The sequence below is a fragment of the Candidatus Nitrotoga sp. 1052 genome (assembly GCF_927312905.1).
In the GTDB taxonomy this organism is placed as follows: Bacteria; Pseudomonadota; Gammaproteobacteria; order Burkholderiales; family Gallionellaceae; genus Nitrotoga.
Genome location: NZ_CAKMHQ010000067.1, coordinates 1 through 22,282, shown reverse-complemented (window position 1 = coordinate 22,282; position 22,282 = coordinate 1). Strand labels below are relative to the sequence as shown.

The following is a 22,282-nucleotide window of genomic DNA, read 5'->3' as shown; positions in this document are numbered from 1 at the left end:
ATGCCAGACGCTTCTTCGAAAAAATCGGTAGTGGCGTTTCTTTCCGGCAAGATGCCTTTCTGGGTCTATGGTTTTTATTTACACGTCATAGCGGGATTTATCGCAACTGCAGCTCACTACTTCGTAATGTTTGTGTTGATCCGACTTGGAATGACAGGGCTGCTTGCTAGCCTGAATTTTGCATAAATAGGGCGAATAACACGACAAGCATTTGATATAATTGGAGTTATCTAGACACCGATTCGTAAAAAATGCCTACATGTACCCGCCCTGCTGCCGATTTTACCCCAGAACAACTCCGATTTCCGCCTGCTGCGGGCTACACGATTCGCGGCGACTTCACGGGCGGGGAGATATCCTCTGACTTGGGGGCCTTGGTGCTTGGTGCCGTGGATCGTCGTATCGGCCTGATTGATCGCCTGACGGCTGCCATTGCCGATTCCCGTGACACTCGTTACATCACCCACCCCCTGCGCGATTTGCTGACACAGCGCGTATTCCAGATCGCCTCGGGTTATGAGGACGGCAATGATGCGAACACCTTACGCGGCGACCCGCTGTTCAAGCTGGCAGCGGACAGAGCACCGCTGGATACCGACAACCTGCTGGCTTGTGGTGCGACACACTCCCGGCTCGAAGGTGCGTTAAATAGCCGGGATATTTACCGCATGGCCCGTGCCTTGGTTCTCCAGTTCATCGCCGGTTACAGTTGCGCCCCGGCCAGCATCACACTCGATCTTGATCACACAGACGATGCCACCTACGGGCAACAGCCGCTGTCTTTTTATAACGCCCACTACGGCCATTATTGCTACCTGCCCTTGCTGGTGTTCAAAGCGGGCAAGGGTGCCTTGGTGACCGCCGTGCTGCGTCCGGGCAAGCGCCCGACCGGGGCCGAGAACGCCATGATCATGAAGCGCGTACTGGGCTTGTTGCGGCAGCACTGGCCGCAGACCCATATCGTGCTGCGCGGCGACGGTCACTTCGCCAACCCCGAGTTGATGGAGTTGATCGTTGCCGATGGCAATGCCGATTTCATCTTCGGCCTGGGCGGCAACGCCGTCCTGTCGCGCCGCGCCGAGGGCCTGATGAGGAATGCGCGCGGACATCTCGCCCTGCACAGGTCACTGGCCGCTCAGGGCTTGGGGCCAGCCGTCGCCGCAGTGCGCCTGTTCGGTGAGTTCGAGTATGCGGCCAAGTCTTGGCCGCAAGCCTTCCGCGTGGTGCTCAAGGCCGAAGTCCTACCGGGTAGCTTTGGCGCGCCAGACAAGGACAACGAGCGCTTCGTGGTGACATCGATGCGCGGCCCATCACCCCGCACACTCTACCAGCAGGAATATTGTGCGCGCGGGCAAGCGGAGGGCTGGATCAAGCAAGTGAAGTGCGATCTGAAAGCCGACCGGACTTCGGCTCAGTCTTTCATCGCCAACTTTGGTCGTCTGCTGTTTGCGGCGGCGGCATATGTGTTGCACCAGCAATTGCGCCAACTGGGTCTGCAAGGCACCGCGCTGGCTACCGCTCAGCCCAAGACAGTCATCCTCTCGCTGTTCAAGATCGCCGTGCGCGTCAAACAGTACAAAGACCGGGTGCTGCTGCACCTGCCCACGGCATGCCCGGTCAAAGCGATGCTGGCGACGGTCTGTAAGCGGCTCTACCCACCCAACAGCAGGGTGCGCACCATGCTGGCTTCCCCATGACCCGGCACGTTTGGCTCACGAGACGATGCCGCCCACCCTTTTTTATAACTACTTCACGCTTCACCCTGCCAGTGGGGGTTGGGGGAGTGTCGACTGAAAATCAAAAAAATCTCATCAAGACCGAGGCAAATGCTCTGCGGAAAGTTTATGCAATATTCAGGCTAGTACGCTCGGTTTCTGCGCGGGAGCCATCACCCGCTTTCTTTTATCATATTTTCACGTTTTTTCACCGACATCAGGTGTTAGAAAAGCGATGTTTCGCTTTGTCCTGGCATTGTTTATTCAGATGGTGGCAAACAGTCTGTTGCTTGGCACCTTGATGACCTCTGGTTTATCAGTGTGGAGGGCGCAAATTGTAACAACAGTGGCTTTAACGTTTTTTACTTATATTGGCAGTAAATTATGGGTATTTCGCTAGCGCAGGCAAAAATTGGTATTAAAGTATAGCTACAAAATATTAGCTCATCTTTAATCACATGATGATCACCACAATTAAAAACTGCGAAGGAGAATTATGGACACATTCCCCTTCGCAGTTGCGATAAAAAAACTATTCCTTGTTAATTGAATCAAGGTTGATTGGCACAAATATCTTTTGATCTCCCCGCAAAATCAACCATGCCATATGCTTGCTGTGTTTGGCAGCTAAAGAATGAAACTGCTCAACGCTGGCAATCTTTTCCCCGTTTATGGAAAGAATTACATCGTCAGGCTGGATTCCCGCCCTAGAAACAGGTCCGTCGTCATCTACGCTCTCTACTAGAAGCCCTCCCGTTATCTCAATCTTTCTTCGCTCATCTGCGGTTAGGGCGCGAACTGCCAATCCCGGTTTATTACTGCCCTGTTTGCCAACCTTATTTTTGGCCTCAGCAGTTTTCATTTCTCCCACATTCAGAGATACTATTTTAAGTTTGCCTGAATGCCAAACCTCAATCTTTGCTAGTGACCCGGGGGCCACATCAGCCACCAAAGCTGGTAACTCTGCGGAGTGGACAATGTCTTTGCCGTTGAACTTAAGAATAATATCACCCGGCTCGATTCCCGCTTTCTCTGCCGCACTACCTTTTTCTACCGAATTCACCAACGCTCCAGAGGGCTTATCCAGACCGAAAGAATCAGCTAATTGCTGATTCAGCTCCTGAATCACGATACCAAGGCGGCCACGACTTACCTTGCCATGCTCACGTAGCTGCCGTTCTATGTTCATTGCGACATCTATTGGAATAGCGAAAGAAAGCCCTTGATAGCCGCCGCTATGGCTGTAAATCTGAGAGTTAATCCCGATCACCTCTCCATCCATATTAAATAGTGGTCCGCCCGAATTTCCCGGGTTTACTGCAACGTCAGTCTGCAGAAATGGCACATGCCCTTCCTTGGACAAGGAGCGGGATTTTGCCGAAATTATTCCTGCAGTCACGCTGTTTTCAAGACCGTAGGGCGAGCCTATCGCTATTACCCACTCTCCTACCCGAGCATGCCGGGAATCACCAATCTTTACTGTGGGCAAGTTTTGAGCCTCAATTTTCAATACCGCAACGTCGGAAGGCTTATCAAGACCTAATATCTTGGCCTTGAACTCACGTTTGTCGATAAGCTTTACTGTTACTTCGTCCGCGTTCGCTACTACATGTGCATTGGTAAGAATCACCCCATCCGGACTAATAATAAAACCAGAACCCATATCATGAGCCGGAATTCCTCCTTGAGGCACGGGAATTTTGAATCGTCTGAAAAATTCATAAAATGGATCGCTCGGATTCATCTGCGAAAAACCAGAAAACCTGGATTTAATCTTAGCCGAGATACTGATATTCACCACGGCTGGTCCTTGCTGAGCGGCAATTTCGGAAAAATCATATAAGCCATGGGCTGTCTTACGGGCAGACTGCTGCACTGCTGCTATTTCGGTAGAAGCAGCCTGGGCATTCGAGATAGGAAAGTAGAACCGATTGAAATAGGTCTTATGACCAATAGCCAGCACGACCATAATGATGCCAGCTGTGGTGGCAGGTTTAATATATTCAGAAAATTTCCTCGATTTCATTTATGACTCCTGTTAGAAAAATGAACATAACGCCTCAGCTTTCACACGATTGTCAAAAAACAGAAAAAGCTGGAGGTGTATGAACACGGTATATTTATATTTAACAAAAAAATAATGGCTCAAACGGACTGTAGTAAGAATCCGCAGTAAAAATATATGAGCAAAAAATTAAAATTTCAACCCCTTTGCATTACTCATATGCAACATCCAAATGTTTGACTTTCAATGCCACTCGTTATAATGTGCATGTCCTGCACATGACCAAAAGGAAATTTACATGGCTACCGCAACCGCACGTGTTCCCGTGCTGATGTCTCCAATGGAAAAAAATCTGTTTGCCGAAAAGGCGCAACAGGCAGGCATCTCGCTTGGCGAGCTGTTTCGCCGCGCCGCGGCTTCTTATCAAACACGAGAAAACGATACACTTTTGGAAGGAATGATCATCCAGATGCAAAAATCAACCACTCAGGCAGAAAATGCCATTGATGATGCGTTGGCTTTCGTCGAAAAATCCAATCAAAGGATAGCTCAAATGGAAACTTCCGGAAAAAAAATCTGATGGGCGTTACCGAGAAAATGTGGGACGCCCTCACCACCATCATCAAGATGAACGATAAGGTGGAGCGCATGGCCGGTACAATGAAAACTCAACAGGAAAAAATTGAAAGCCTTACTGGACGGATTATCCGGCTGGAAACAGCCTTGGAAATCGCGCTCTCCTCTGGAGCAACAAGCAAACCATCTCCGTCAAAACGTCTCGAACGCAAGGCCTGAAAATTTGCCGCGAGCAATACATTTTCGGATGGACACATGACACATTTGACACCTGTTCAGGTGATCATGCGCTGCTGGTCAGGAATCAACCTTTCCTGTTTGGTGCGGCTTTGTACTTTATCGCTAGCACTTGTTTTTTGTTGCCTGCCCATACGAGCAGCGGAGCTTGCGCCGCCTCAGGTGATGCTGGCAAACGTCCTTCGAGGCGATATCACGCTGGCAGATTACTGGGTGAGTGAAAAATTTGATGGCATGCGCGGTTACTGGGATGGCGAAAAACTATTAACACGGAGCGGCGAAAATGTCGAAGCCCCAGTATGGTTCACCGCCGGCTGGCCCAAAACTCCTCTCGACGGGGAATTATGGGTTGGCCGCGGCCAGTTTTCCCGCGCAGTTTCCACCGTCAGGAAAAAAATTCCCGACGAAACCCAGTGGCGCGCGCTGCACTTCATGGTATTCGATTTGCCAGCGCATCCAGGTAGCTACACCGAACGCAATGCCGCACTACGGTCTGTCATCGCGCAGATCGGGCAACCATGGGTGCATCACATTGAGCAGCTTAAAGTGGCCGATCAAGCCGCATTGAAAGCAATGCTTAAGCGGGTGGTCAAGCAAGGCGGTGAAGGCCTCATGCTGCATCGCGGCGCTTCACTTTACCGGGCAGTCCGCAGCGATGATCTATTAAAATTAAAACCCTACGAAGATGCTGAAGCCAAGGTAATAGCTCACCTGCCAGGTAAAGGTAAGTATGCAAGCACACTGGGAGCTTTGGAGGTGGAGTCTGCTGGCGGATTGCGCTTTCGTCTGGGTACTGGTCTATCTGATGCAGATCGGCGCCATCCGCCCCAGCTGGGGAGATGGGTAACTTACCGCTATAACGGACTGAATGAAAAAACTGGTATCCCTCGGTTCGCCCGCTTCATACGAGTACGCGAAGATATGGCTCTTCAGGACAGGTAGTGAGGCCTTGATTAACACTCATCAGAATTCCAACCAAAATCCGAATTAAAATCGGGAAAGTTAAAGCAACTTGCGCGGCTTGCGCGGAACCCCTGAAAACACAAGATCATATAACCAGTTAGGCAGCAGCTTAAGCACTTGCCCGACGAATCCCATCTGCCACGGCACTACCGCAAATGACCTGCCGGAAGCAATCGCGCGCGCAATACGGCGCGCTGCTTCGTCGGCTGGCAAAATGAAAGGCATGGGGTATGGATTGATGGCGGTCATCGGCGTTTTGATGTAGCCAGGACAGATGGTAACTACACGCATCCCGCTACCACGCAATTCCACACGTAAACTTTCCATATAAGAGATTAGCGCCGCCTTGGATGCGGAATAGGCACCCGCCCCCGGCAACCCCCGGAATCCTGCCACACTGGCGATGCCAACCAGTAAGCCATGTCCGGCCTCACGCATAGGTACAAGAAATGGCTGAAAAGTTTTCATTACACCCAACATATTGATATCCATCATCTGCTGGAAAACATCAATGTCCTCGGCATATTCAGTAAGCGTTCCGACACTAATACCTGCATTAGCAATCACGATATCCGGCACACCTGCGAGCGCAATGAAGCTCTGAGCCGCCGCTTGCACGGCAGCCGAGTCACGCACATCCAGTGGGTAACAATAAACTTGTTGGGGAAACTGCTTAGAGAGGCCTTGCAGACAATCAGCGCGACGGGCAAGCACCCCAACCATCGCGCCTTGCTCAAGATAATGGTGCGCCAGCGCCAGACCCAGGCCGCTGGATGCGCCGCTGATAACGACGCGTTGTACGGCCACTAATGCTTGCCCGCGCGCTCCTTGCGTGCCTTGTCGATCAAAGCGTTCAACACTTTAATGCTTTCATCCGGTCCCAGACCGCTAATCAGATATTTGCCGTCCACAGTCAGCGACGGTGTACCTCGGATGCCATAGATCTGCGCCAATTGTTTGCTGCGTGTTACCTTGCTTTGCATGGCGAATGAATTATAAGCCTCACTGAATTTCTTGCGATCTACGCCACGCTGGCCAACAAATTCAGTGATCTTGGCCTCGTCGCTCAGGTCAATATTGTTAACGTTCCAAGCGTTGAACAGGTCATCGTGCAGCCGCTTTTGCTGTCCCAGCAATTCCAACGTGTAATAAGTACGTGCCATCGGCTCCCACGAGTTATTAAAAATGGTCGGTACGTAGATCAACTCTACATCTTTGGCCATCTTTTTTTCCCACGCGGTCAGCGCTGGGTGCATCTTGAAACAGTGTGAACAGCCATAGAAGAAAAATTCCAACACCTCAATTTTATTGCCTGCACGTGTCGGCTGCACCGTATTGAGCACTTTGTAATCCTTGCCCAGTTCAGGCTCGGCAAAAGCTTGGTTAACACATAACAAAGCTAGAACCACAAAAATCTGTTTGATGAATTTCATATCTATCTCCATGCAAAGTTAGGACTGCCAACAATAAAGTATCATTATGCGACGTTGCGTACTCTCTACTATTTGTTTGTTATGCATATTTTTATGCATCCGGATGTATGAAATACTACACTACACTGCTTATTCACAATACTTCCTCACAAACAAGATCCAATACGGTTTCCTGCAAATGTGGAACTTTCTGACTAAATGCTAAATTTAAACACTTTCAGTAGCTAAATGAATGAATAGAGACATCTGCTTTTCTAATCAGTAAGTATATCTTCGCCTATTTCGCAAGCATTGGAGTAGCAGTCACGCCATTTTGTTTCAACACGGCCAATGCATTATTCATTTCTTCTCTACCCTTATAGGGGCCGACGTGCACGCGATGCCACACCCCTTTATCAGGAATGGTCGCGATTTGCACACTGGCTTCTATCCCGAGCATAGCCAACTTGGCTTTTAATTTATCCGCATCTTCCGCATTGGAAAACGAACCCGCCTGTAAAAAATAAGTTTCTTTCGCAGTAGCATTGCCAGCAGGCTGGGCAGATGCAGCTTTATTCTCTGTCGTTGCCGTATTGTCGCTGCTTTTTTGTATAAGCACCGTTGCATCTTGTTTGTCGGTTAACACCTTGTAAAATTCAAAGCGCGGTTTGCCTTCATCCACGCCTGATACAGCCGCCGGAGAAGTCAATGGCTGAGCAGTTTTTGCTGCAGATGCAGAAAATTGCTTCTCAGAGTCCGCCGCAAGCTTAGCTGTTTCATGCGGTACATTATTTACGAACGAGCTGGGCGTCTTTAAAATGTACCATGCCACTCCGCCCGCAATAACCAGCCCCACTACCATACCGACCAAAATGCCGGTCAGTAGCGAACTACCTTGGCGCGGTGCTGCGGATCGAGTGTTACTGTTTTTGCTCATATAATCAATCTTTAAAAATTTTATTCATTCTCGTGAAGTTCGTCGCACAACCCAATAGAATTGGTAACTCCATTTGCTTCGACCTCGCGGATTTTCCTCTTACAGTGAAAGGAACCCAGCCTACATTTTTTCCGGTGCGGAAACACCCAACAATGCTAAGCCGTTGTGCATTACTTGTGCCACCGCAGCAATCAACGCCAACCGCGCCTGCTTAATGCCTTCCTCCTCAACCAGGAAGCGTGAAGCATTATAATAACTGTGAAAATCAGCGGCCAAATCTTTCAAGTAGAACGCGATCAGGTGCGGTGCCAAATCTTCCGCAGCGCTTTCGATCACCTGCGGGTAGTCAATCAGGCGTTGCAACAAGGCTCGCTCGTAGTCACTCTCCAGCACACTGACATCGGCTTGGCGTAGCGTCGCAGCTTCGCCACCCCACTGCCCCAACACGCTACAAATACGCGCATGAGCATACTGAATATAATACACAGGGTTTTCATTACTCTGCGATTTTGCCAAATCAATATCGAACACCAGTTGAGAATCGGGATGGCGCGCCGCGAGGAAGAAGCGCGTAGCATCGCAGCCCACTTCATCAATCAAGTCGCGCAGAGTGACGTAACTGCCCGCGCGTTTGGATATTTTCACCTCTTCGCCATTGCGCAGCACCGTCACCATCTGGTGCAGCACATAATCCGGCCAACCTTGCGGAATTCCAACATCCAAAGCTTGCAGCCCCGCGCGCACGCGTGTGATGGTGCTGTGATGATCCGCACCCTGTTCGTTAATGACACGGGTAAAGCCGCGCCGCCACTTATCCAAGTGGTAGGCTACATCCGGAACAAAATAGGTATAGCTGCCATCGCTCTTGCGCATTACGCGGTCTTTGTCGTCACCAAAATCTGTAGTGCGCAGCCATAGTGCATTGCCCTGCTCATACGTATGGCCGCTGGCAATAAGCTTGCTGACAGTTTCCTCCACTTTACCTTCGGTGTAGAGTGAAGATTCCAGCGAATACACATCGAAATTTACTCCGAAGGCGCGCAAGTCGAGATCCTGCTCACTGCGCAGATAAGCTACCGCAAAATTTCGGATGGCAGTGGCATCATTCACATCACCGGATGCCCGCACGTGCCGATCGTCGGCTTCCACCGCTTCTTGCGCCAGATATGCACGGGCGACATCGGTGATGTAATCACCGCGATAACCATTTTCAGGCCACGACGGATCGCCAGGTGTCACACCCTTACAGCGCAATTGTACTGATAGTGTGAGATTGTCGATCTGCGCGCCAGCATCGTTATAGTAAAACTCCCGCGTCACATTCCACCCTGCCGTCTGCAACACTCGACACAAACAATCGCCCACTGCCGCACCGCGACCATGCCCTACATGCAGCGGCCCCGTTGGATTGGCGGAAACGAATTCCACCTGCAACTTGCGACCCGCGCCCAGATGAATATGACCATAGCCCGCGCCTGCCTGCAGCACGCTGCGCACCACATTCTGTTTGGCTGCAGTAGTGATAAATACATTAATGAAACCCGCTCCCGCAATCTCTACCTTTTCCACTACTAGAGATTCAGGCAAGGCCGCAACCAGTGCTTGCGCGATGTCACGTGGGGATTTGCGCAGCGGCTTTGCCAGCTGCATCGCCAGGTTACAAGCGTAATCGCCATGCAGCACCTGCTTGGGCCGTTCGATGAGAATGTCGATATGTGTCGCTTCAGGTGCAACAACTCGCACAGCCTGCGCGAACAATTCGGAAAGATGGGATTTGAAATTCAAGACAGCAAACATTACACAACACTTTCACAAGAAGCGCAAATTATAGCACTTGATGGGGCTTACCCGATGGAAGGGTGCAACTGCTCAGCACTTTCGCACACTCTGAATCATCTCTCCGACTTCAAGTTATTTCGAGTCAGGTAGTGGTTCAATTTGAAGGGAGATAAATTACAAAATAGTTTGTTCTGGACATGGCGAAATATTTTTTGATTATTACAAGCCATTCATTCATAACAATTTTTGCATTGGAAGCTACTGTGAAAGCCTCTTTACAATTATGAAGGACACGTTTATATATTGCCATATCCACCCCACCCCTGGCTACGCGCGTCGCCAAGTGGTACCGGATGCATAGTCTTCCAGCACAATTCCCGCTTCTAATAGCTCCTTACGGATGCGGTCGGATTCAGCGAAATTTTTGGATTGTTTGGCGGCAGTTCGTTCGGCAATTAAAGCCTGGACACTCTTAGTAAGGCCCGGTGGGGTAAAGTCGATTGCAGCTGTACCCTCGATATTTGCAGAACCCGAAATCAGTGCACCGGTGGCCACATGATTTATTACATCACGATGTCGCCCTTGCAGATAAGCGTCAGGATTCCACTGCAACAAGCCAAGCACTTCACCTAACATCTTAAGGTTCTTTGCCGCTTCTACCGATTGGCTGCGATTCACCTCATTTGCCAGGTCGAACAGGACTGCCATCGCTTCAGGCGTGTTGAAATCATCGTCCATTGCCATTTTAAAACGTTGTGAGTAAGGCTCGTTCCAATCGATTGAACTCGTTTCGATAGGCACAGCAATTTTTCCTAATGCCGTGTACAGGCGGTTCAATGACTGTTTTGCATCGTCCAGATGTGCATCGGAATAATTCAGCTGGCTACGGTAGTGCGCACGCAGGATAAAGAAGCGCACGACTTCCGCATCATATTTATTCAGCACCTCGCGGATGGTGAAAAAATTACCGAGGCTTTTCGACATCTTCTCATTGTCTACGCGCACGAAGCCATTGTGCATCCAGACATTTACATACTTGCACTGATGTGCGCCCTCACTTTGAGCAATCTCGTTTTCGTGGTGCGGAAACTGCAAGTCGGCACCCCCACCGTGAATGTCGAAATGTTTACCCAGCGTTGCCAGGCTCATCGCCGAACATTCAATATGCCAACCAGGTCGCCCTTTCCCCCACGGAGAATCCAATTTCACTTCGTCGGGCTCGCTATCTTTGGCATGTTTCCACAGTACGAAATCGAGTGGATCAAGCTTGCCATCATTTACCTCCACACGCTCGCCGGCACGTAAATCCGCCAGTGTTTTGCCAGATAATTTGCCGTAATTAGCAAACTTGCGCACCGCATAGTTCATGTCTCCATCAGCGGCTTGATAGGCTAATCCATTAGCTTTCAGCTTGGCGATCATGTCCAGCATTTGCGGTATGTATTGAGTAGCTCGTGGTTCAAAATCTGGTGGCAGGATGCTTAGTGCACGTTCATCCTCATGCATCGCATCAATGAAACGCTGCGTGAGCACATGGATAGATTCATCATTCTCCACCGCACGCTTGATAATCTTATCGTCAATGTCGGTGATATTACGCACATAGGTTACATCCAGCCCGCTCGCCTTAAGCCAGCGATATACCATGTCGAATACCACCATCACCCGCGCATGACCGAGATGGCAATAGTCATAAACCGTCATGCCGCATACATACATTCGAACTTTGCCGGGTTCGATGGGAATAAAGTCCTGCTTGTCGCGGGTGAAAGTATTGTAAATTTTCAGCATCAAAAACCTTTAGAGCAAACTTTTCTCAACTATTTGCGCACCAACAGCACCGGCATGGATGCAGTACGGGTTACATCTTCTGCCACACTACCTATCAGAAAATGCGCAATGCCCTTGCGACCGTGCGTGCCCACTACCAGCAAATCTGCATGCCATTTCTGAGCCTCCTCTGATATGGCGCTACCGATGCGGCCACCATAGGCCTCAACCAGTTTCGTTTCGACCGTAATGCCTTGCTCTGCAAGCTTTCTTCTATGCTTATCCAGCAATTCCTTACCTGCATCAGCAACCGCTTTCAAGCTATTCTGCATCAGGATCATATTCATACCGTCGGGCTCCCACATGATGGGCATTTCTTCACACACATGCAGCAGCAAAATTATGGAGCTCATTTCTCGAGCCAGCTTGGTTGCTTCGTCTAACGCCTTACCGGAAGTCTCGCTGCCATCCACCGCCACTACAATACGCTTATACATTAATACCTCCTCCTGCTTAACCCTGGTCTTTCGTCCACGAATCTTTGAGGGTCACGGTGCGATTGAACGTTAGCTTTCCACCGGGCTGGTGCTCATGCCGATCGGTGCAAAAATATCCGAGACGCTCAAACTGGTAATGTGTTTCAGGTGCCGCGTCGCGCACGACAGGCTCGACCCAGCCCTGCACCACGGTCAACGACGCTGGGTTGATGAATTCACAGAAATCGCGCGCCTTGTCGCTGTCCGGTTCCGGCACGGTGAACAGGCGGTCATACAAACGAATCTCCGCGGGCAGTGCATGTTCAGCGGACAGCCAGTGGATCACGCCCTTCACCTTGCGCCCTACCGGGTTCTTGCCCAGCGTATCTTGATCAATAGAGCAGCGAAGTTCGATTACATTACCGACAACATCTTTTACTACTTCATCACAGCGCATCACATAACTGTAGCGCAAGCGCACTTCACCACCGGGTGTCAAACGCTGCCAGCCAGTAGGCGGGTTCTCGGTAAAGTCGTCGATCTCAATCCAAATCTCTTTGCTGAACGGCACCATGCGGCTACCGAATTCTGGATGTTCTGGATGAAAGCCAGCTTCGCGGGATTGGCTCTCGCCCGCTACAAAATTGCTGATGGTGACCTTCAGCGGTTTAACCACCGCCATCACGCGTGCCGCACGCGCCTCTAAATCTTCGCGGATGCAGGCCTCCAGCACAGCCATGTCAACCACGTTTTCGCTCTTGGAAATACCGATCCTGCGAGTAAATTCGCGGATGCCTTGCGGTGTGTATCCGCGTCTACGCATACCGATAATGGTCGGCATACGTGGATCATCCCAGCCGGATACATGTCGCTCGGTGACAAGTTGCAATAGCTTGCGCTTGCTGGTTATGGTGTAGCGTAATTCCAAGCGCGAGAATTCAATTTGTCGGGGGTGAGACGGTATGGCCAATTGATCCAGTACCCAGTCATATAAGGGCCGGTGGTCTTCAAACTCCAGCGTACATAGCGAGTGAGTAATACCTTCCAGAGCATCGGAAATACAGTGAGTGTAGTCATACATCGGGTAGATGCACCAAACATCACCCGTGCGAATGTGATGCGCGCGACGAATGCGATAAATCGCCGGGTCGCGCAAGTTGATATTGCCAGAAGCCATGTCGATCTTAGCGCGAAGTACCTTGGCGCCATCGGCAAACTCACCTGCGCGCATGCGCTGAAACAGGTCGAGGTTTTCAGCTACAGAACGCTCGCGGTACGGACTGGGTTTGCCCGGATGAGTAAGCGTGCCGCGATATTCGCGCATTTCCTCAGCACTGAGATCATCCACGTAAGCCTTGCCCTGTTTGATCAACTCGACCGCAAAGCCGTAAAGCTGTTCGAAGTAATCAGATGCCCATCGCACCTCACCCTGCCATTGAAAGCCCAACCATTGAACGTCCTCCTGAATAGCGCGTGCATATTCCTCGCTTTCCTTTTCCGGATTAGTGTCGTCAAAGCGCAAATTGCAGTGGCCCCGATAGTCGAGTGCCAAACCAAAATTCAGGCAAATAGACTTGGCATGGCCAATATGCAGATATCCATTCGGCTCCGGTGGGAAGCGTGTGACAATATCTGTATGCTTACCACTCGCCAGATCGGCCTCAATAATATTGCGGATGAAGTGGGGAATGGGTGCTTGTGTGTGGCTGCTCATTATTAGACGGTTCTTTCAAGGCAAGAGCAATGATTTTACCCGAAAATCTCCTTACTCAAACAGATGAAGCACGGATGACCTTGTCAGCTGATACGATAAGCTGTGAAAAAAATGGGCAGATTTGATAGAATCCGGTTCCCTTGGGTACCCATTTATTCTGAATGCTTCATAAATTTCGCGTGGTGATCACGCAGAATTGACTGATAGGGAAATTTTGGTAAAACGTGGCGTAATTATTTATACGCCCAAGCGAACAAAATCTTTCATGTCGATCATAAAATCATTTCGGAAAAGTACCACATAATGGACAATTTCAACCCTTTTGGCCTACGCGCAGCACTATACGGAGGCGCGCTGTTACTGTGCTTCAGCCTCACCGCAGGCGCGGATGAAATCCAGGATATCAATAAGCTGTACAAGCAGAATCAGCATGCGCAGGCACTGAAGCGGGTCGACACCTATCTCACCAACAAGCCCAAGGATGCACAGGCACGCTTCTTGAAAGGGCTAATCCTCACCGCACAGCACAAGACCAATGACGCTATCAGCATATTCTTATCGCTGACTGAGGATTACCCGGAACTGCCGGAGCCATATAACAACCTCGCCGTGCTATACGCTGGGCTAGGCCAATACGACAAGGCCAAGGTCGCACTGGAAATGGCGATCCACAACCATCCGAACTATGCCACCGCACAGGAAAATTTGGGCGATATCTACGCTAAAATGGCGAGCCAGGCTTATGAGCGCGCGCTGCAATTGGACCGGAGCAATGCCACCACACAGACCAAGCTTGCTCTGATCAATGATCTGTTCCCCAAGAATAAACCCAGTGCCGCCATTGTTAGTGCAGCCAAGCCGCAAGCCGCCGCTCCCGGGACAACGCCTGCACCGTCCAAAGCAGTCACCGCCGTGCCCGAATCTGCTTCGTCCACCAAGCCCGCAATTATTAAGAAACTGGCTGCCAACAATAGCGCTGAAGTGCTAAAGACATTGCATGAATGGGCCGAAGCATGGTCGTCCCAAAACACCAAAAAATATTTAGATTTCTATGCTATAGATTTCAAAACCCCGAACGGCGAAAGCCGCGACCAGTGGGAATCCGCAAGCAAGGCACGTATCAGCACGCCCAAATATATCGAGATCAATGTCAGCAATGAAAAGGTCAGCTTCCCGGATGAAAACCATGCCACCGTTACCTTTCATCAGTCCTATCGCTCCGACTACCTAAACACATCCTTCGACAAAATCATGCTTCTGGTAAAATCAAACAATAAATGGCTAATCCAAGAAGAGCGTGCCGCAAAATAATTTAACATGTTCCTCAGCCTAACTGCCGGCGCCTCCCAGTCACTGGACCTTGGCTCTAGCATTAATATCAATATTCACTCCATATCCTCTACATACCGGAAAATGAAACGCTATGCCGTTATATATCATTAAGCATATAAGGAATAGCGTAATGAAACTCCAGAAATATCACCCGCCCTGCTGCTCAGTTGCGTGCGATGCTGCACCGCACCAGCTGGCACTCTTCCCAACCTTCAACAATAAATGGAGAATCTAGCATGGTTAAACTACATACCAATTATGGAATAATCACTCTCGAACTGGATGCCGAAAAAGCGCCCGCCACTGTTAAAAATTTCCTCGAATATGTTAACAGTGGTTTTTACTACAAGACCTTATTCCATCGCGTGATCGATGGATTCGTAATCCAGGGCGGCGGCTATAACTACTCGTTGGGAACAGTCTCGATGAGCAGCATTGCAAAAATGGCACTAAAATCCACTAATGCGCCCATAAAAAATGAGGCTGCCAATGGCCTGAAGAACGACAAATATACTATCGCCATGGCGCGCTCATCCGCCCCTCATTCCGCCACATCTCAATTTTTCATTAACTTGAAGGATAATAATTCCCTAAATTACACTGCACCCGATAAGCAAGGCTATGGCTATTGCGTGTTTGGCAAGGTAGTGGGAGGCACAGAAGTTGTGGACGCCATCAGCAAGGTAAAGACCGGCAATCGCTACGGGCTCGAGAACGTCCCATTAGAGGATGTCGTCCTCAAAAAAGCGGAAGAAGTGCAACCATGAAAAATGGTACCGGGGAGCTTGTCGGTCTTAAAAATAGAAACCTACAGAATTAAACTGCGAGCAAAATCATAGGCAACCATCTTTAAACCGCATGAGAATTACCCATAAAGGGTTAAGTGCGGCAACCGCTTCAAATCATTTACGAGGAAACTATATAATGAAACTTCAACAAATATTCGCTACCCTGCTGCTTAGTTGCCTGCTATTGTGCTCGGCACAAGCTGCCCCCATTTCTCAACAACATTTAGCACAAAAAGGAAAAATTAGCATGGTCAAACTGCATACCAACCACGGCAATATCACTATCGAACTGGATGCTGAAAAAGCGCCTGTCACCGTCAAGAACTTCCTCGACTACGTGAACAGCGGATTTTATGATAATACGCTGTTCCATCGCGTAATCGATGGCTTCATGATCCAAGGCGGCGGCTTCGAGCCCGGCATGAAAGAAAAACCCACCAAAGCGACAATTCGAAACGAGGCAGCTAATGGCTTGACGAACGATAAGTATACAATCGCCATGGCTCGCACCTCCGATCCGCACTCTGCCACAGCGCAGTTTTTCATTAACTTAAAGGACAACATGTTTCTCGACTACACTGCACCCAATAGCCAGGGCTATGGTTATTGCGTATTCGGGAAAGTGGTGTCAGGCACAGAAGTGCTGGATGCTATTCGCAAAGTCAAGACGGGCAATAAATCGGGGCACCAGGACGTGCCGCTGGAGGACGTAATCCTCACCAAAGCGGAAGTTGTGCAATAACTTAAAGAATGGCGACTAACCAGCCTGCCGGACTTGGGATATCGATGCAAACAAATGGCCGGGCGGGAACAAATTTCGTCGTGTTTCAATTGAATGACCAAAGACGCGAAACATGGGCCGACCCAACGCTTTATAACAAATTTCCTTTAAGTCCTTCAGGGCTCCATCCATTCCGTGGCCTACAGTTTAATTATTTCTGACCTGCATCTTTGCGCGGAACAACCGCACAGCATGCAGGTATTTCTGCACTTCATTCAACAGATTGCGCCTGGAGCCGAGGCACTCTACATACTTGGTGATTTATTCGAATACTGGGCCGGCGACGATGACATCGACGACCCATTTAATCGCCAGATTACCCATGCTTTGCACACACTTTCCGTTAGCGGCACTGCCATCAGCATGATGCATGGCAACCGCGATCTGCTAATGGGCCAAAAACTCGCACAAGCGAGCGGTGCCACACTGCTAACTGACCCTACGCTGCTCGACCTATATGGCACGCCAACCTTGCTCACCCATGGCGACCTCCTGTGCACTGACGATATTGCTTATCAAGATTTCCGTAAACAAGTCCATGAACCCATATGGCAGCAGAACTTTCTTGCCCAGCCGCTGGCGCAGCGCAAGGCCGCCATTGCGCAACTGCGTGCACGTAGCGAGAATGCAAAAAAACACAAGAATGAAAATATCATGGACGTCAATCTGGATGCAGTTGCAAGCATGCTACGTCAGTATCATTATCCGCGCATGATCCATGGGCACACTCATCGGCTAAAGCGCCACCTGCATACGGTAGATGGCCATAGTTGCGAGCGCTGGGTACTAGGAGATTGGCACGATACAGGGAATGCCTTACGCTGCGATGCCGTGGGGTGCAGCTGGGAAACGATTACTTTTTAGCACCGCACAAATTTTCGCACGGCACGCCATCATTATCTCTGTCCAAGGATTTAACATTACAATGGGACAGATAAAAATTTGCTTCGTCGCAAGAGCTCATTTGTGAACAATATCGCTTACTACCACAGATAGCATTCTGCGCAACATATTGTTGCTGAGACGTTGTATTGTCCTTGCGCCATTTATTCGGCGGTATCGGATCGGTCTGCGCCCATAACCCGCGCTTAGCTTTTTTAGCCCCATTTTGCAAATCCAGCAATGCTTCACTCTTGTTAAAACGAGAATACACCCACGCCATTCCGCGTTGCACTTGTTCGTAGTTAACGTTCAATTCATCTACCTTGATTAGTGCTACCAATCGGCCATAATCATCTATTGCTCGGCTATCCACACGCACCTGTTTATTTAGTACCAACTCGGCCAGCGATTGCTTGGACTCTTCACCGGACGCCTGCGCTTTTTCCGGCGCATCGATCTCAGCCAGCCTCACTTTAATCGGCATATTGTCGCGCAATATAAGCACTGTATCGCCATCTATCACGACGATAACCTTGGCTGAAAATTCTTCAGCGTGAGCAGCATTGAGCGTACCGAGTAGAAATAGAACAACTACCAATCCATTTTTAAGAATGCTCTTCACAGCAACGCACTTTTCACCAGCGCCAAGACCAGTAGGGTGTAGCCCGCCGCGAGAATATCGTCGAACATCACGCCGAGACCACCGTGCCATGTCCGGTCAAAATGACGGATGGGCGGTGGCTTGACGATGTCGAAAAATCGGAACAGCAAAAACGCCAGCAGTTGCCAAAAAAAACCTTCGGGTGTAAAAAACAGCACCAGCAGGAAAGCTACAATCTCATCCCACACCATCCCTCCGTGGTCCGCCACGCCCAGCGTCTTCCCGGTCTTCTCGCACACCCACACACCCACAGCGAAGGCCCCGATCAGCACCAAGATAAACAGCGCATCAGTTAGGCGTTCTGCAAGAACCCAATAAATCGGAAAAGCGACCAATGTGCCCGCCGTGCCGGGTGCTTTTGGAAACAGGCCACTGCCGAAACCAAAGGAAAGGAAATGTGCGGGGTGACTAAAGATAAAGCGCCATGAAGGTTGCACGCGAGAATCAGCGGAAGTGGTCATAGCCTGATTCCTCAATGTTGACAACACTGCCATCCGCAGCATGCACTGCGCACTTTTTTTCCGCCGTGATAGAGCCAATGCGCGTCAGCAACAAATCGAGATTGACGGCAATTTTTTCCACCTCGGAACGATGCGCAACGGATACGGTAAAACAAAGTTCATAATCATCGCCCCCGGCCAGCACACAGTGCTTGCCCAGTGGTTGCTCAAGATAAGTTTGCAATGCGCCAGAAATAGGCAGAGCGGCGAATGAAATTTCGGCTCCAACGTTAGAGCATTCCAGGATGTGACCGAGATCTGCCAGCAGTCCATCCGAAATATCGATTGCACTATGCGCCACGCCGCGGAGTGCCAGCCCAAGTGCCACACGCGGCATGGGTCGGTGCAACGCCGAAGAACAGGCCGCAAAATCCTTCGCCGCCAATTGCACATGCCCTTGCATATGAGCCAAAGCCAGCGCAGCATCGCCCAATACGCCGGACACCCAAACATCGTCACCAACCTGTGCGCCCGAACGACGCAACGCCGCACCGTGCGGCACTTCACCCATGATCGTGACGCACAGATTAAGCGGTCCTCGGGTGGTATCCCCGCCAATCAGCTCTACATGATGTTCATCTGCCAACGCAAACCACCCCGCGCTGAACTTTTCCAGCCACGTCTCATCCACCTCGGGCAGTGACAAAGCCAAAGTCGCCCAACGCGGCTGCGCCGCCATCGCCGCCATGTCGGACAGGTTTACTGCAAGCGCCTTGTAACCAAGAAAAAAAGGATCAGTATCCGGAAAAAAATGCGTCCCACTCACTAGCATGTCAGTTGACACTGCCAGCTCCATACCACTCCCAACGTGCAGAAGCGCGGCATCGTCGCCCACGCCCAACACCGCGCCGGGCGTAACACGGGTGAAGAAACGACGGATCAACTCGAACTCGGAAACCATGAGCTAATTTACCGCAAACCTGCTGCTAAACTTGGCAGCGGTACAAATGATCATGGCAAACTATCAATAAACTTTTTCATGGAAATTTTAAGCGTTGCAAAATTCGGGTTAACCATTAAACGCCGTAGCGTACCGGCTTTAAAGTTTTCTTCAGTTAACTCGCCCTGCAAGTCTTGTTCTGGATTTTTGTTACAAGCATCATATTGTTTAATATCATCTGGGTAATAGTGTATGCAACTTGAATACTCTCCCATCATTCCATAGTACGCATCATCTAAAGGCAAGGTCATCGACGTGTGTGCAGAACTTAATATTTTCTGTTCAGGAAAAACGCTGTTTACTAACTCCAATTTTCCTACTGGAATATTTGGCGGAACTTTTTTGGTATCGGTAGTATAAAGCACCAATTTATTGGATGCATGGCGCGCTTGGGCCATAAAATCTAAAGTGGCCGAAGTATAAACGGTAGTATCGTCCTGACTTGCAGCGGTAAATATGGGGATATTTATCACGTTCTCATTCAATTGAGCTTGTACTGCCTGGGTCAACGCATATATCTGGGCAGCGGCATTTTTGGGGAACGATTCATATCTGTAAATAGCCTTGTCAGGCATGATACTGACCCACTTTGCTGATGGCATCAACCAACTATAAATTTTATGAACAGTGGCCAAGGAAGCCTTGGGAGTAACTTTCAGCGCTGGAGAAAAAAGGAACAATCCACGTACTCGCTTGTCTCCCAATGCCTGGTAAACACTTAGTGTGCCGCCAGTAGAAAACCCAGCCAGATAGATTTCATCAGCCTCAGCGGCGAGCTTATCGGTGCCATAGGCTTCAGCCTTTGCCCACTCCTGCCACGTTACATCAAGCAAGTCCCCGGGCTGCGTGCCATGTCCGGGCAATAGTATTGCCATGACACGGAAACAATTTTCCTGAAAAAAGGATGCCAGTGAGTGCATGGAATAAGGTGCATCGGTCAAGGCATGGGTAAGCAGAACACCGCGTCGATAGGGTTTTTCACGTCCTTTTGGGCAACTCTCTGCCGGCTTCAACTCAAAAGGAGCATTGCCATTGACCACCTTTTCCAGCTCGGCTACATTACTTCCGGAACGCACTTTTCTAATCATAGCGCGGCTATCTGCCACGTAATCCGAAAACGACAATTGGCCGCTATTGAACTGAGTGTTGAGGCCAGAGGGCTGATGCCTCGCCCCCAGCGGCGGAGTTTCCCCGCATGCTTGCAACAACAGTAGGGAAACCCCTAAAAAAATACTGTTAAATCGATTCATGACTGCTCACTATTTACATTTTTCGGTTTCATAAATCAGCACTTCACTTATGCAGCGAATTCCCTTCACCTATCCAACGGACTCACCACACCCTTGCCACCTTTGTTCAGAACATGGGTGTAGATCATCGTGGTGGATACATCCGAGTGGCCGAGCAACTCCTGCACGGTACGAATGTCATATCCCGCTTGCAACAAATGCGTGGCGAACGAATGACGCAAAGTGTGTGGCGTCGCGGGCTTAACCAACCCCGCATCGCGCACCGCCTGCTTCATCGCACGCTGAACACCCTTCTCATCCAGATGATGACGGCGTGTTTTGCCAGAGCGCGGGTCAACCGATAAATTTTTGGACGGAAAAATATATTGCCAGCCCCACTCACGTCCCGCATTGGGATATTTTTTGTCCAGCGCGAAAGGCAAATATACCTCGCCCAATCCCGCTGCCAAATCTTCTTCATGCAAAGATTTAACCTTAACCAAATGTGCTCGCAAAATTGCCGCAATTGATTCAGGCAGCATCGTTACCCTATCCTTAAAACCCTTGCCCTCACGAACAATAATCTCATGCCGCGAAAATTCCACATCCTTCACCCGCAGCCGCATCGCCTCCATCAAGCGCATCCCGCCACCATACAACAATGAAGCGATCAACAAATGTGAACCACTTAACCGCGACAACACTGTCTGCACCTCGCTCACCGTTAAGACGATGGGTAATTTTTTCGGGGCTTTGGCTTGTGTGACGTTATCCAGCCACGGCAATTTGATTTCTAACACCTCGCGGTATAAAAATAACAACGCCGATTTCGCTTGGTTTTGGGTTGAAGCAGAGACCTTGCCCGCGACGGCAAGATGCGTCAGAAACGCCTCGACATCCTGTGCACCCAAATCTTTCGGGTGGGTCTTGCCGTGGAAGTAAATATAACGTTTAATCCAGTCCACATAGCTTTGCTCAGTTCGGATAGCATAGTGCTTTACTCGCAACTTATCGCGTACTTGATCAAGCAACTTGGGGGATGTAACCATGTCGTTTTTATCAGAAAAATTAGGGTGTGCGAAATTTTCACATCCAATTAAAACAACGCATTACATGGATATTTTTAAATTATACACCTCGAAGGTGCTTTTATCGGCATTTTTTAGGGTGTCTACTTTACGTTAGAGCTATTCATCAAAGGTGTTTACATGCCACACGTTTTAATCATTCATGAAGTCGAGTCTTATCCGGCATGGAAGGCGGTTTTTGACCAAGCAGTGGACATTAGGAAACGTGCCGGAGAAATCAGTTACCAATTGCTGCGCTACGACAATGACGCAAACAACATCGTCCACTTTTCTGAGTGGTCTTCGCTTGATAATGCCCGGCGCTTCTTCGAGTCCCCGGAGTTAGTGGAAATCAGGAAAAAAGCTGGCGTAAAATCTCCTGACTTTATTTATCTACAAGAGATTGAGCATGGGGTGCTATAGCTCTAACCCTGCGCTCAAGCGGGACTGCGCAAAAGCGCGCAGCCCCTTAGCTCCACGTTGAGGCTGTAGAAAAACCCAAATCCACCCAAAAATCC

General features: G+C 49.8%; 24 protein-coding genes. 11 read left to right on the top strand and 13 right to left on the bottom strand.

All coding sequences use genetic code 11. The annotated features are described in order from the left end of the window. The 3 genes from MJ768_RS12765 (at nucleotide 1) to MJ768_RS15505 (ending at nucleotide 2,115) form a co-directional block, all read left to right on the top strand. Nucleotides 1–186 (top strand): hypothetical protein, encoded by a 186-nt coding sequence (locus MJ768_RS12765; protein WP_239292274.1) that lies wholly within the window; start codon nucleotides 1–3, stop codon nucleotides 184–186. A gap of 65 nt (nucleotides 187–251) precedes the next feature. Further along, nucleotides 252–1,697: an IS1380 family transposase gene (locus MJ768_RS12760; protein WP_239292272.1), complete on the top strand. Its 1,446-nt coding sequence runs from the start codon at nucleotides 252–254 to the stop codon at nucleotides 1,695–1,697. Nucleotides 1,698–1,851: 154 nt separating this feature from the next. Next, complete coding sequence (locus MJ768_RS15505; RefSeq protein WP_445083002.1) at nucleotides 1,852–2,115, top strand: GtrA family protein; 264 nt, start codon at nucleotides 1,852–1,854, stop codon at nucleotides 2,113–2,115. 132 nt (nucleotides 2,116–2,247) lie between these two features. On the opposite strand, the gene MJ768_RS12755 is transcribed toward MJ768_RS15505, so the two are convergent. Further along, on the bottom strand, nucleotides 2,248–3,684 hold the full coding sequence (locus MJ768_RS12755) for a DegQ family serine endoprotease (protein WP_239292270.1): 1,437 nt from the start codon (nucleotides 3,682–3,684) through the stop codon (nucleotides 2,248–2,250). A 334-nt stretch (nucleotides 3,685–4,018) separates the two neighbouring features. On the opposite strand from MJ768_RS12755, the gene MJ768_RS12750 reads away from it, so the two are divergent. The 3 genes from MJ768_RS12750 to MJ768_RS12740 are packed head-to-tail and all read left to right on the top strand — an operon-like array spanning nucleotide 4,019 to nucleotide 5,475. Next, nucleotides 4,019–4,300 carry a plasmid mobilization protein gene (locus MJ768_RS12750; RefSeq protein WP_239292268.1) on the top strand — a complete coding sequence of 94 codons (282 nt, stop codon included), beginning with the start codon at nucleotides 4,019–4,021 and terminating at the stop codon, nucleotides 4,298–4,300. Continuing rightward, on the top strand, nucleotides 4,300–4,515 hold the full coding sequence (locus tag MJ768_RS12745) for a hypothetical protein (protein WP_239292267.1): 216 nt from the start codon (nucleotides 4,300–4,302) through the stop codon (nucleotides 4,513–4,515). The genes MJ768_RS12750 and MJ768_RS12745 overlap by 1 nt, the downstream gene beginning before the upstream one ends. Before the next feature lie 36 nt (nucleotides 4,516–4,551). Beyond that, on the top strand, nucleotides 4,552–5,475 hold the full coding sequence (locus tag MJ768_RS12740; RefSeq protein ID WP_239292266.1) for a DNA ligase: 924 nt from the start codon (nucleotides 4,552–4,554) through the stop codon (nucleotides 5,473–5,475). Nucleotides 5,476–5,535: 60 nt separating this feature from the next. On the opposite strand, the gene MJ768_RS12735 is transcribed toward MJ768_RS12740, so the two are convergent. The 7 genes from MJ768_RS12735 to MJ768_RS12705 form a co-directional block, all read right to left on the bottom strand. Further along, the gene (locus MJ768_RS12735) at nucleotides 5,536–6,303 is read right to left on the bottom strand and encodes an SDR family oxidoreductase (RefSeq protein ID WP_239292265.1); all 768 of its coding nucleotides are present in this window, start codon (nucleotides 6,301–6,303) and stop codon (nucleotides 5,536–5,538) included. Beyond that, complete coding sequence (locus MJ768_RS12730; protein ID WP_239292264.1) at nucleotides 6,303–6,929, bottom strand: thiol:disulfide interchange protein DsbA/DsbL; 627 nt, start codon at nucleotides 6,927–6,929, stop codon at nucleotides 6,303–6,305. The genes MJ768_RS12735 and MJ768_RS12730 overlap by 1 nt, the downstream gene beginning before the upstream one ends. 277 nt (nucleotides 6,930–7,206) lie before the next feature. Further along, on the bottom strand, nucleotides 7,207–7,764 hold the full coding sequence (locus MJ768_RS12725; protein WP_239292263.1) for an SPOR domain-containing protein: 558 nt from the start codon (nucleotides 7,762–7,764) through the stop codon (nucleotides 7,207–7,209). A gap of 201 nt (nucleotides 7,765–7,965) precedes the next feature. Beyond that, entirely contained in the window at nucleotides 7,966–9,642 is a 1,677-nt protein-coding gene (gene argS / locus MJ768_RS12720) for an arginine--tRNA ligase (RefSeq protein WP_239292262.1), read from the bottom strand. A gap of 309 nt (nucleotides 9,643–9,951) precedes the next feature. Further along, nucleotides 9,952–11,415 (bottom strand): cysteine--tRNA ligase, encoded by a 1,464-nt coding sequence (gene cysS, locus MJ768_RS12715; RefSeq protein WP_239292261.1) that lies wholly within the window; start codon nucleotides 11,413–11,415, stop codon nucleotides 9,952–9,954. Nucleotides 11,416–11,444: 29 nt separating this feature from the next. Further along, on the bottom strand, nucleotides 11,445–11,891 hold the full coding sequence (locus MJ768_RS12710; protein WP_239292260.1) for a universal stress protein: 447 nt from the start codon (nucleotides 11,889–11,891) through the stop codon (nucleotides 11,445–11,447). Between the two features lie 16 nt (nucleotides 11,892–11,907). Further along, a complete protein-coding gene (locus MJ768_RS12705; protein ID WP_239292258.1) occupies nucleotides 11,908–13,584 on the bottom strand; it encodes a glutamine--tRNA ligase/YqeY domain fusion protein in 1,677 nt (558 codons plus the stop codon). A 303-nt stretch (nucleotides 13,585–13,887) separates the two neighbouring features. On the opposite strand from MJ768_RS12705, the gene MJ768_RS12700 reads away from it, so the two are divergent. The 4 genes from MJ768_RS12700 to MJ768_RS12685 all read left to right on the top strand — a co-directional run bounded on the left by MJ768_RS12700 (nucleotide 13,888) and on the right by MJ768_RS12685 (nucleotide 17,349). Then, nucleotides 13,888–14,895 carry a nuclear transport factor 2 family protein gene (locus MJ768_RS12700; protein WP_239292256.1) on the top strand — a complete coding sequence of 336 codons (1,008 nt, stop codon included), beginning with the start codon at nucleotides 13,888–13,890 and terminating at the stop codon, nucleotides 14,893–14,895. A 257-nt stretch (nucleotides 14,896–15,152) separates the two neighbouring features. After that, a complete protein-coding gene (locus MJ768_RS12695) occupies nucleotides 15,153–15,683 on the top strand; it encodes a peptidylprolyl isomerase (protein WP_239292254.1) in 531 nt (176 codons plus the stop codon). A 268-nt stretch (nucleotides 15,684–15,951) separates the two neighbouring features. Further along, nucleotides 15,952–16,446 carry a peptidylprolyl isomerase gene (locus tag MJ768_RS12690; RefSeq protein WP_239292324.1) on the top strand — a complete coding sequence of 165 codons (495 nt, stop codon included), beginning with the start codon at nucleotides 15,952–15,954 and terminating at the stop codon, nucleotides 16,444–16,446. Between the two features lie 174 nt (nucleotides 16,447–16,620). Next, nucleotides 16,621–17,349, top strand: a complete 729-nt coding sequence (locus MJ768_RS12685) for a UDP-2,3-diacylglucosamine diphosphatase (protein WP_239292252.1) — start codon at nucleotides 16,621–16,623, stop codon at nucleotides 17,347–17,349. Here the strand turns inward: MJ768_RS12685 and MJ768_RS12680 are convergent. From MJ768_RS12680 to MJ768_RS12660, 5 genes are all read right to left on the bottom strand, one after another. After that, entirely contained in the window at nucleotides 17,339–17,989 is a 651-nt protein-coding gene (locus MJ768_RS12680; protein ID WP_239292251.1) for a thermonuclease family protein, read from the bottom strand. The two genes, MJ768_RS12685 and MJ768_RS12680, sit on opposite strands and share 11 nt — an antisense overlap. Continuing rightward, on the bottom strand, nucleotides 17,986–18,489 hold the full coding sequence (locus MJ768_RS12675; RefSeq protein ID WP_239292250.1) for a phosphatidylglycerophosphatase A family protein: 504 nt from the start codon (nucleotides 18,487–18,489) through the stop codon (nucleotides 17,986–17,988). Before MJ768_RS12675 ends, MJ768_RS12680 begins: the two co-directional genes overlap by 4 nt. After that, entirely contained in the window at nucleotides 18,473–19,429 is a 957-nt protein-coding gene (gene thiL / locus MJ768_RS12670) for a thiamine-phosphate kinase (protein WP_239292249.1), read from the bottom strand. Before thiL ends, MJ768_RS12675 begins: the two co-directional genes overlap by 17 nt. 50 nt (nucleotides 19,430–19,479) lie before the next feature. After that, nucleotides 19,480–20,556, bottom strand: a complete 1,077-nt coding sequence (locus tag MJ768_RS12665; RefSeq protein ID WP_239292248.1) for an alpha/beta hydrolase — start codon at nucleotides 20,554–20,556, stop codon at nucleotides 19,480–19,482. Between the two features lie 227 nt (nucleotides 20,557–20,783). After that, nucleotides 20,784–21,746 (bottom strand): integron integrase, encoded by a 963-nt coding sequence (locus MJ768_RS12660; protein WP_239292247.1) that lies wholly within the window; start codon nucleotides 21,744–21,746, stop codon nucleotides 20,784–20,786. A gap of 159 nt (nucleotides 21,747–21,905) precedes the next feature. Between MJ768_RS12660 and MJ768_RS12655 the strand changes: the two genes are divergently transcribed. After that, nucleotides 21,906–22,187 (top strand): antibiotic biosynthesis monooxygenase, encoded by a 282-nt coding sequence (locus tag MJ768_RS12655; protein ID WP_239292246.1) that lies wholly within the window; start codon nucleotides 21,906–21,908, stop codon nucleotides 22,185–22,187. Nucleotides 22,188–22,282: the final 95 nt, after the last annotated feature.

Coding starts and splice junctions, on each gene's coding strand:
- MJ768_RS12690 (WP_239292324.1), top strand. CDS start 15,952: ATGGTCAAACTGCATACCAACCACGGCAATATCACTATCGAACTGGAT.
- MJ768_RS12705 (WP_239292258.1), bottom strand. CDS start 13,584: ATGAGCAGCCACACACAAGCACCCATTCCCCACTTCATCCGCAATATT.
- MJ768_RS12745 (WP_239292267.1), top strand. CDS start 4,300: ATGGGCGTTACCGAGAAAATGTGGGACGCCCTCACCACCATCATCAAG.
- MJ768_RS12755 (WP_239292270.1), bottom strand. CDS start 3,684: ATGGTCGTGCTGGCTATTGGTCATAAGACCTATTTCAATCGGTTCTAC.
- MJ768_RS12695 (WP_239292254.1), top strand. CDS start 15,153: ATGGTTAAACTACATACCAATTATGGAATAATCACTCTCGAACTGGAT.
- MJ768_RS12760 (WP_239292272.1), top strand. CDS start 252: ATGCCTACATGTACCCGCCCTGCTGCCGATTTTACCCCAGAACAACTC.
- MJ768_RS12730 (WP_239292264.1), bottom strand. CDS start 6,929: ATGAAATTCATCAAACAGATTTTTGTGGTTCTAGCTTTGTTATGTGTT.
- argS (WP_239292262.1), bottom strand. CDS start 9,642: ATGTTTGCTGTCTTGAATTTCAAATCCCATCTTTCCGAATTGTTCGCG.
- MJ768_RS12710 (WP_239292260.1), bottom strand. CDS start 11,891: ATGTATAAGCGTATTGTAGTGGCGGTGGATGGCAGCGAGACTTCCGGT.
- MJ768_RS12765 (WP_239292274.1), top strand. CDS start 1: ATGCCAGACGCTTCTTCGAAAAAATCGGTAGTGGCGTTTCTTTCCGGC.
- MJ768_RS12740 (WP_239292266.1), top strand. CDS start 4,552: ATGACACATTTGACACCTGTTCAGGTGATCATGCGCTGCTGGTCAGGA.
- MJ768_RS12675 (WP_239292250.1), bottom strand. CDS start 18,489: ATGACCACTTCCGCTGATTCTCGCGTGCAACCTTCATGGCGCTTTATC.
- cysS (WP_239292261.1), bottom strand. CDS start 11,415: ATGCTGAAAATTTACAATACTTTCACCCGCGACAAGCAGGACTTTATT.
- MJ768_RS12660 (WP_239292247.1), bottom strand. CDS start 21,746: ATGGTTACATCCCCCAAGTTGCTTGATCAAGTACGCGATAAGTTGCGA.
- MJ768_RS12750 (WP_239292268.1), top strand. CDS start 4,019: ATGGCTACCGCAACCGCACGTGTTCCCGTGCTGATGTCTCCAATGGAA.
- MJ768_RS12700 (WP_239292256.1), top strand. CDS start 13,888: ATGGACAATTTCAACCCTTTTGGCCTACGCGCAGCACTATACGGAGGC.
- MJ768_RS12655 (WP_239292246.1), top strand. CDS start 21,906: ATGCCACACGTTTTAATCATTCATGAAGTCGAGTCTTATCCGGCATGG.
- MJ768_RS12665 (WP_239292248.1), bottom strand. CDS start 20,556: ATGATTAGAAAAGTGCGTTCCGGAAGTAATGTAGCCGAGCTGGAAAAG.
- thiL (WP_239292249.1), bottom strand. CDS start 19,429: ATGGTTTCCGAGTTCGAGTTGATCCGTCGTTTCTTCACCCGTGTTACG.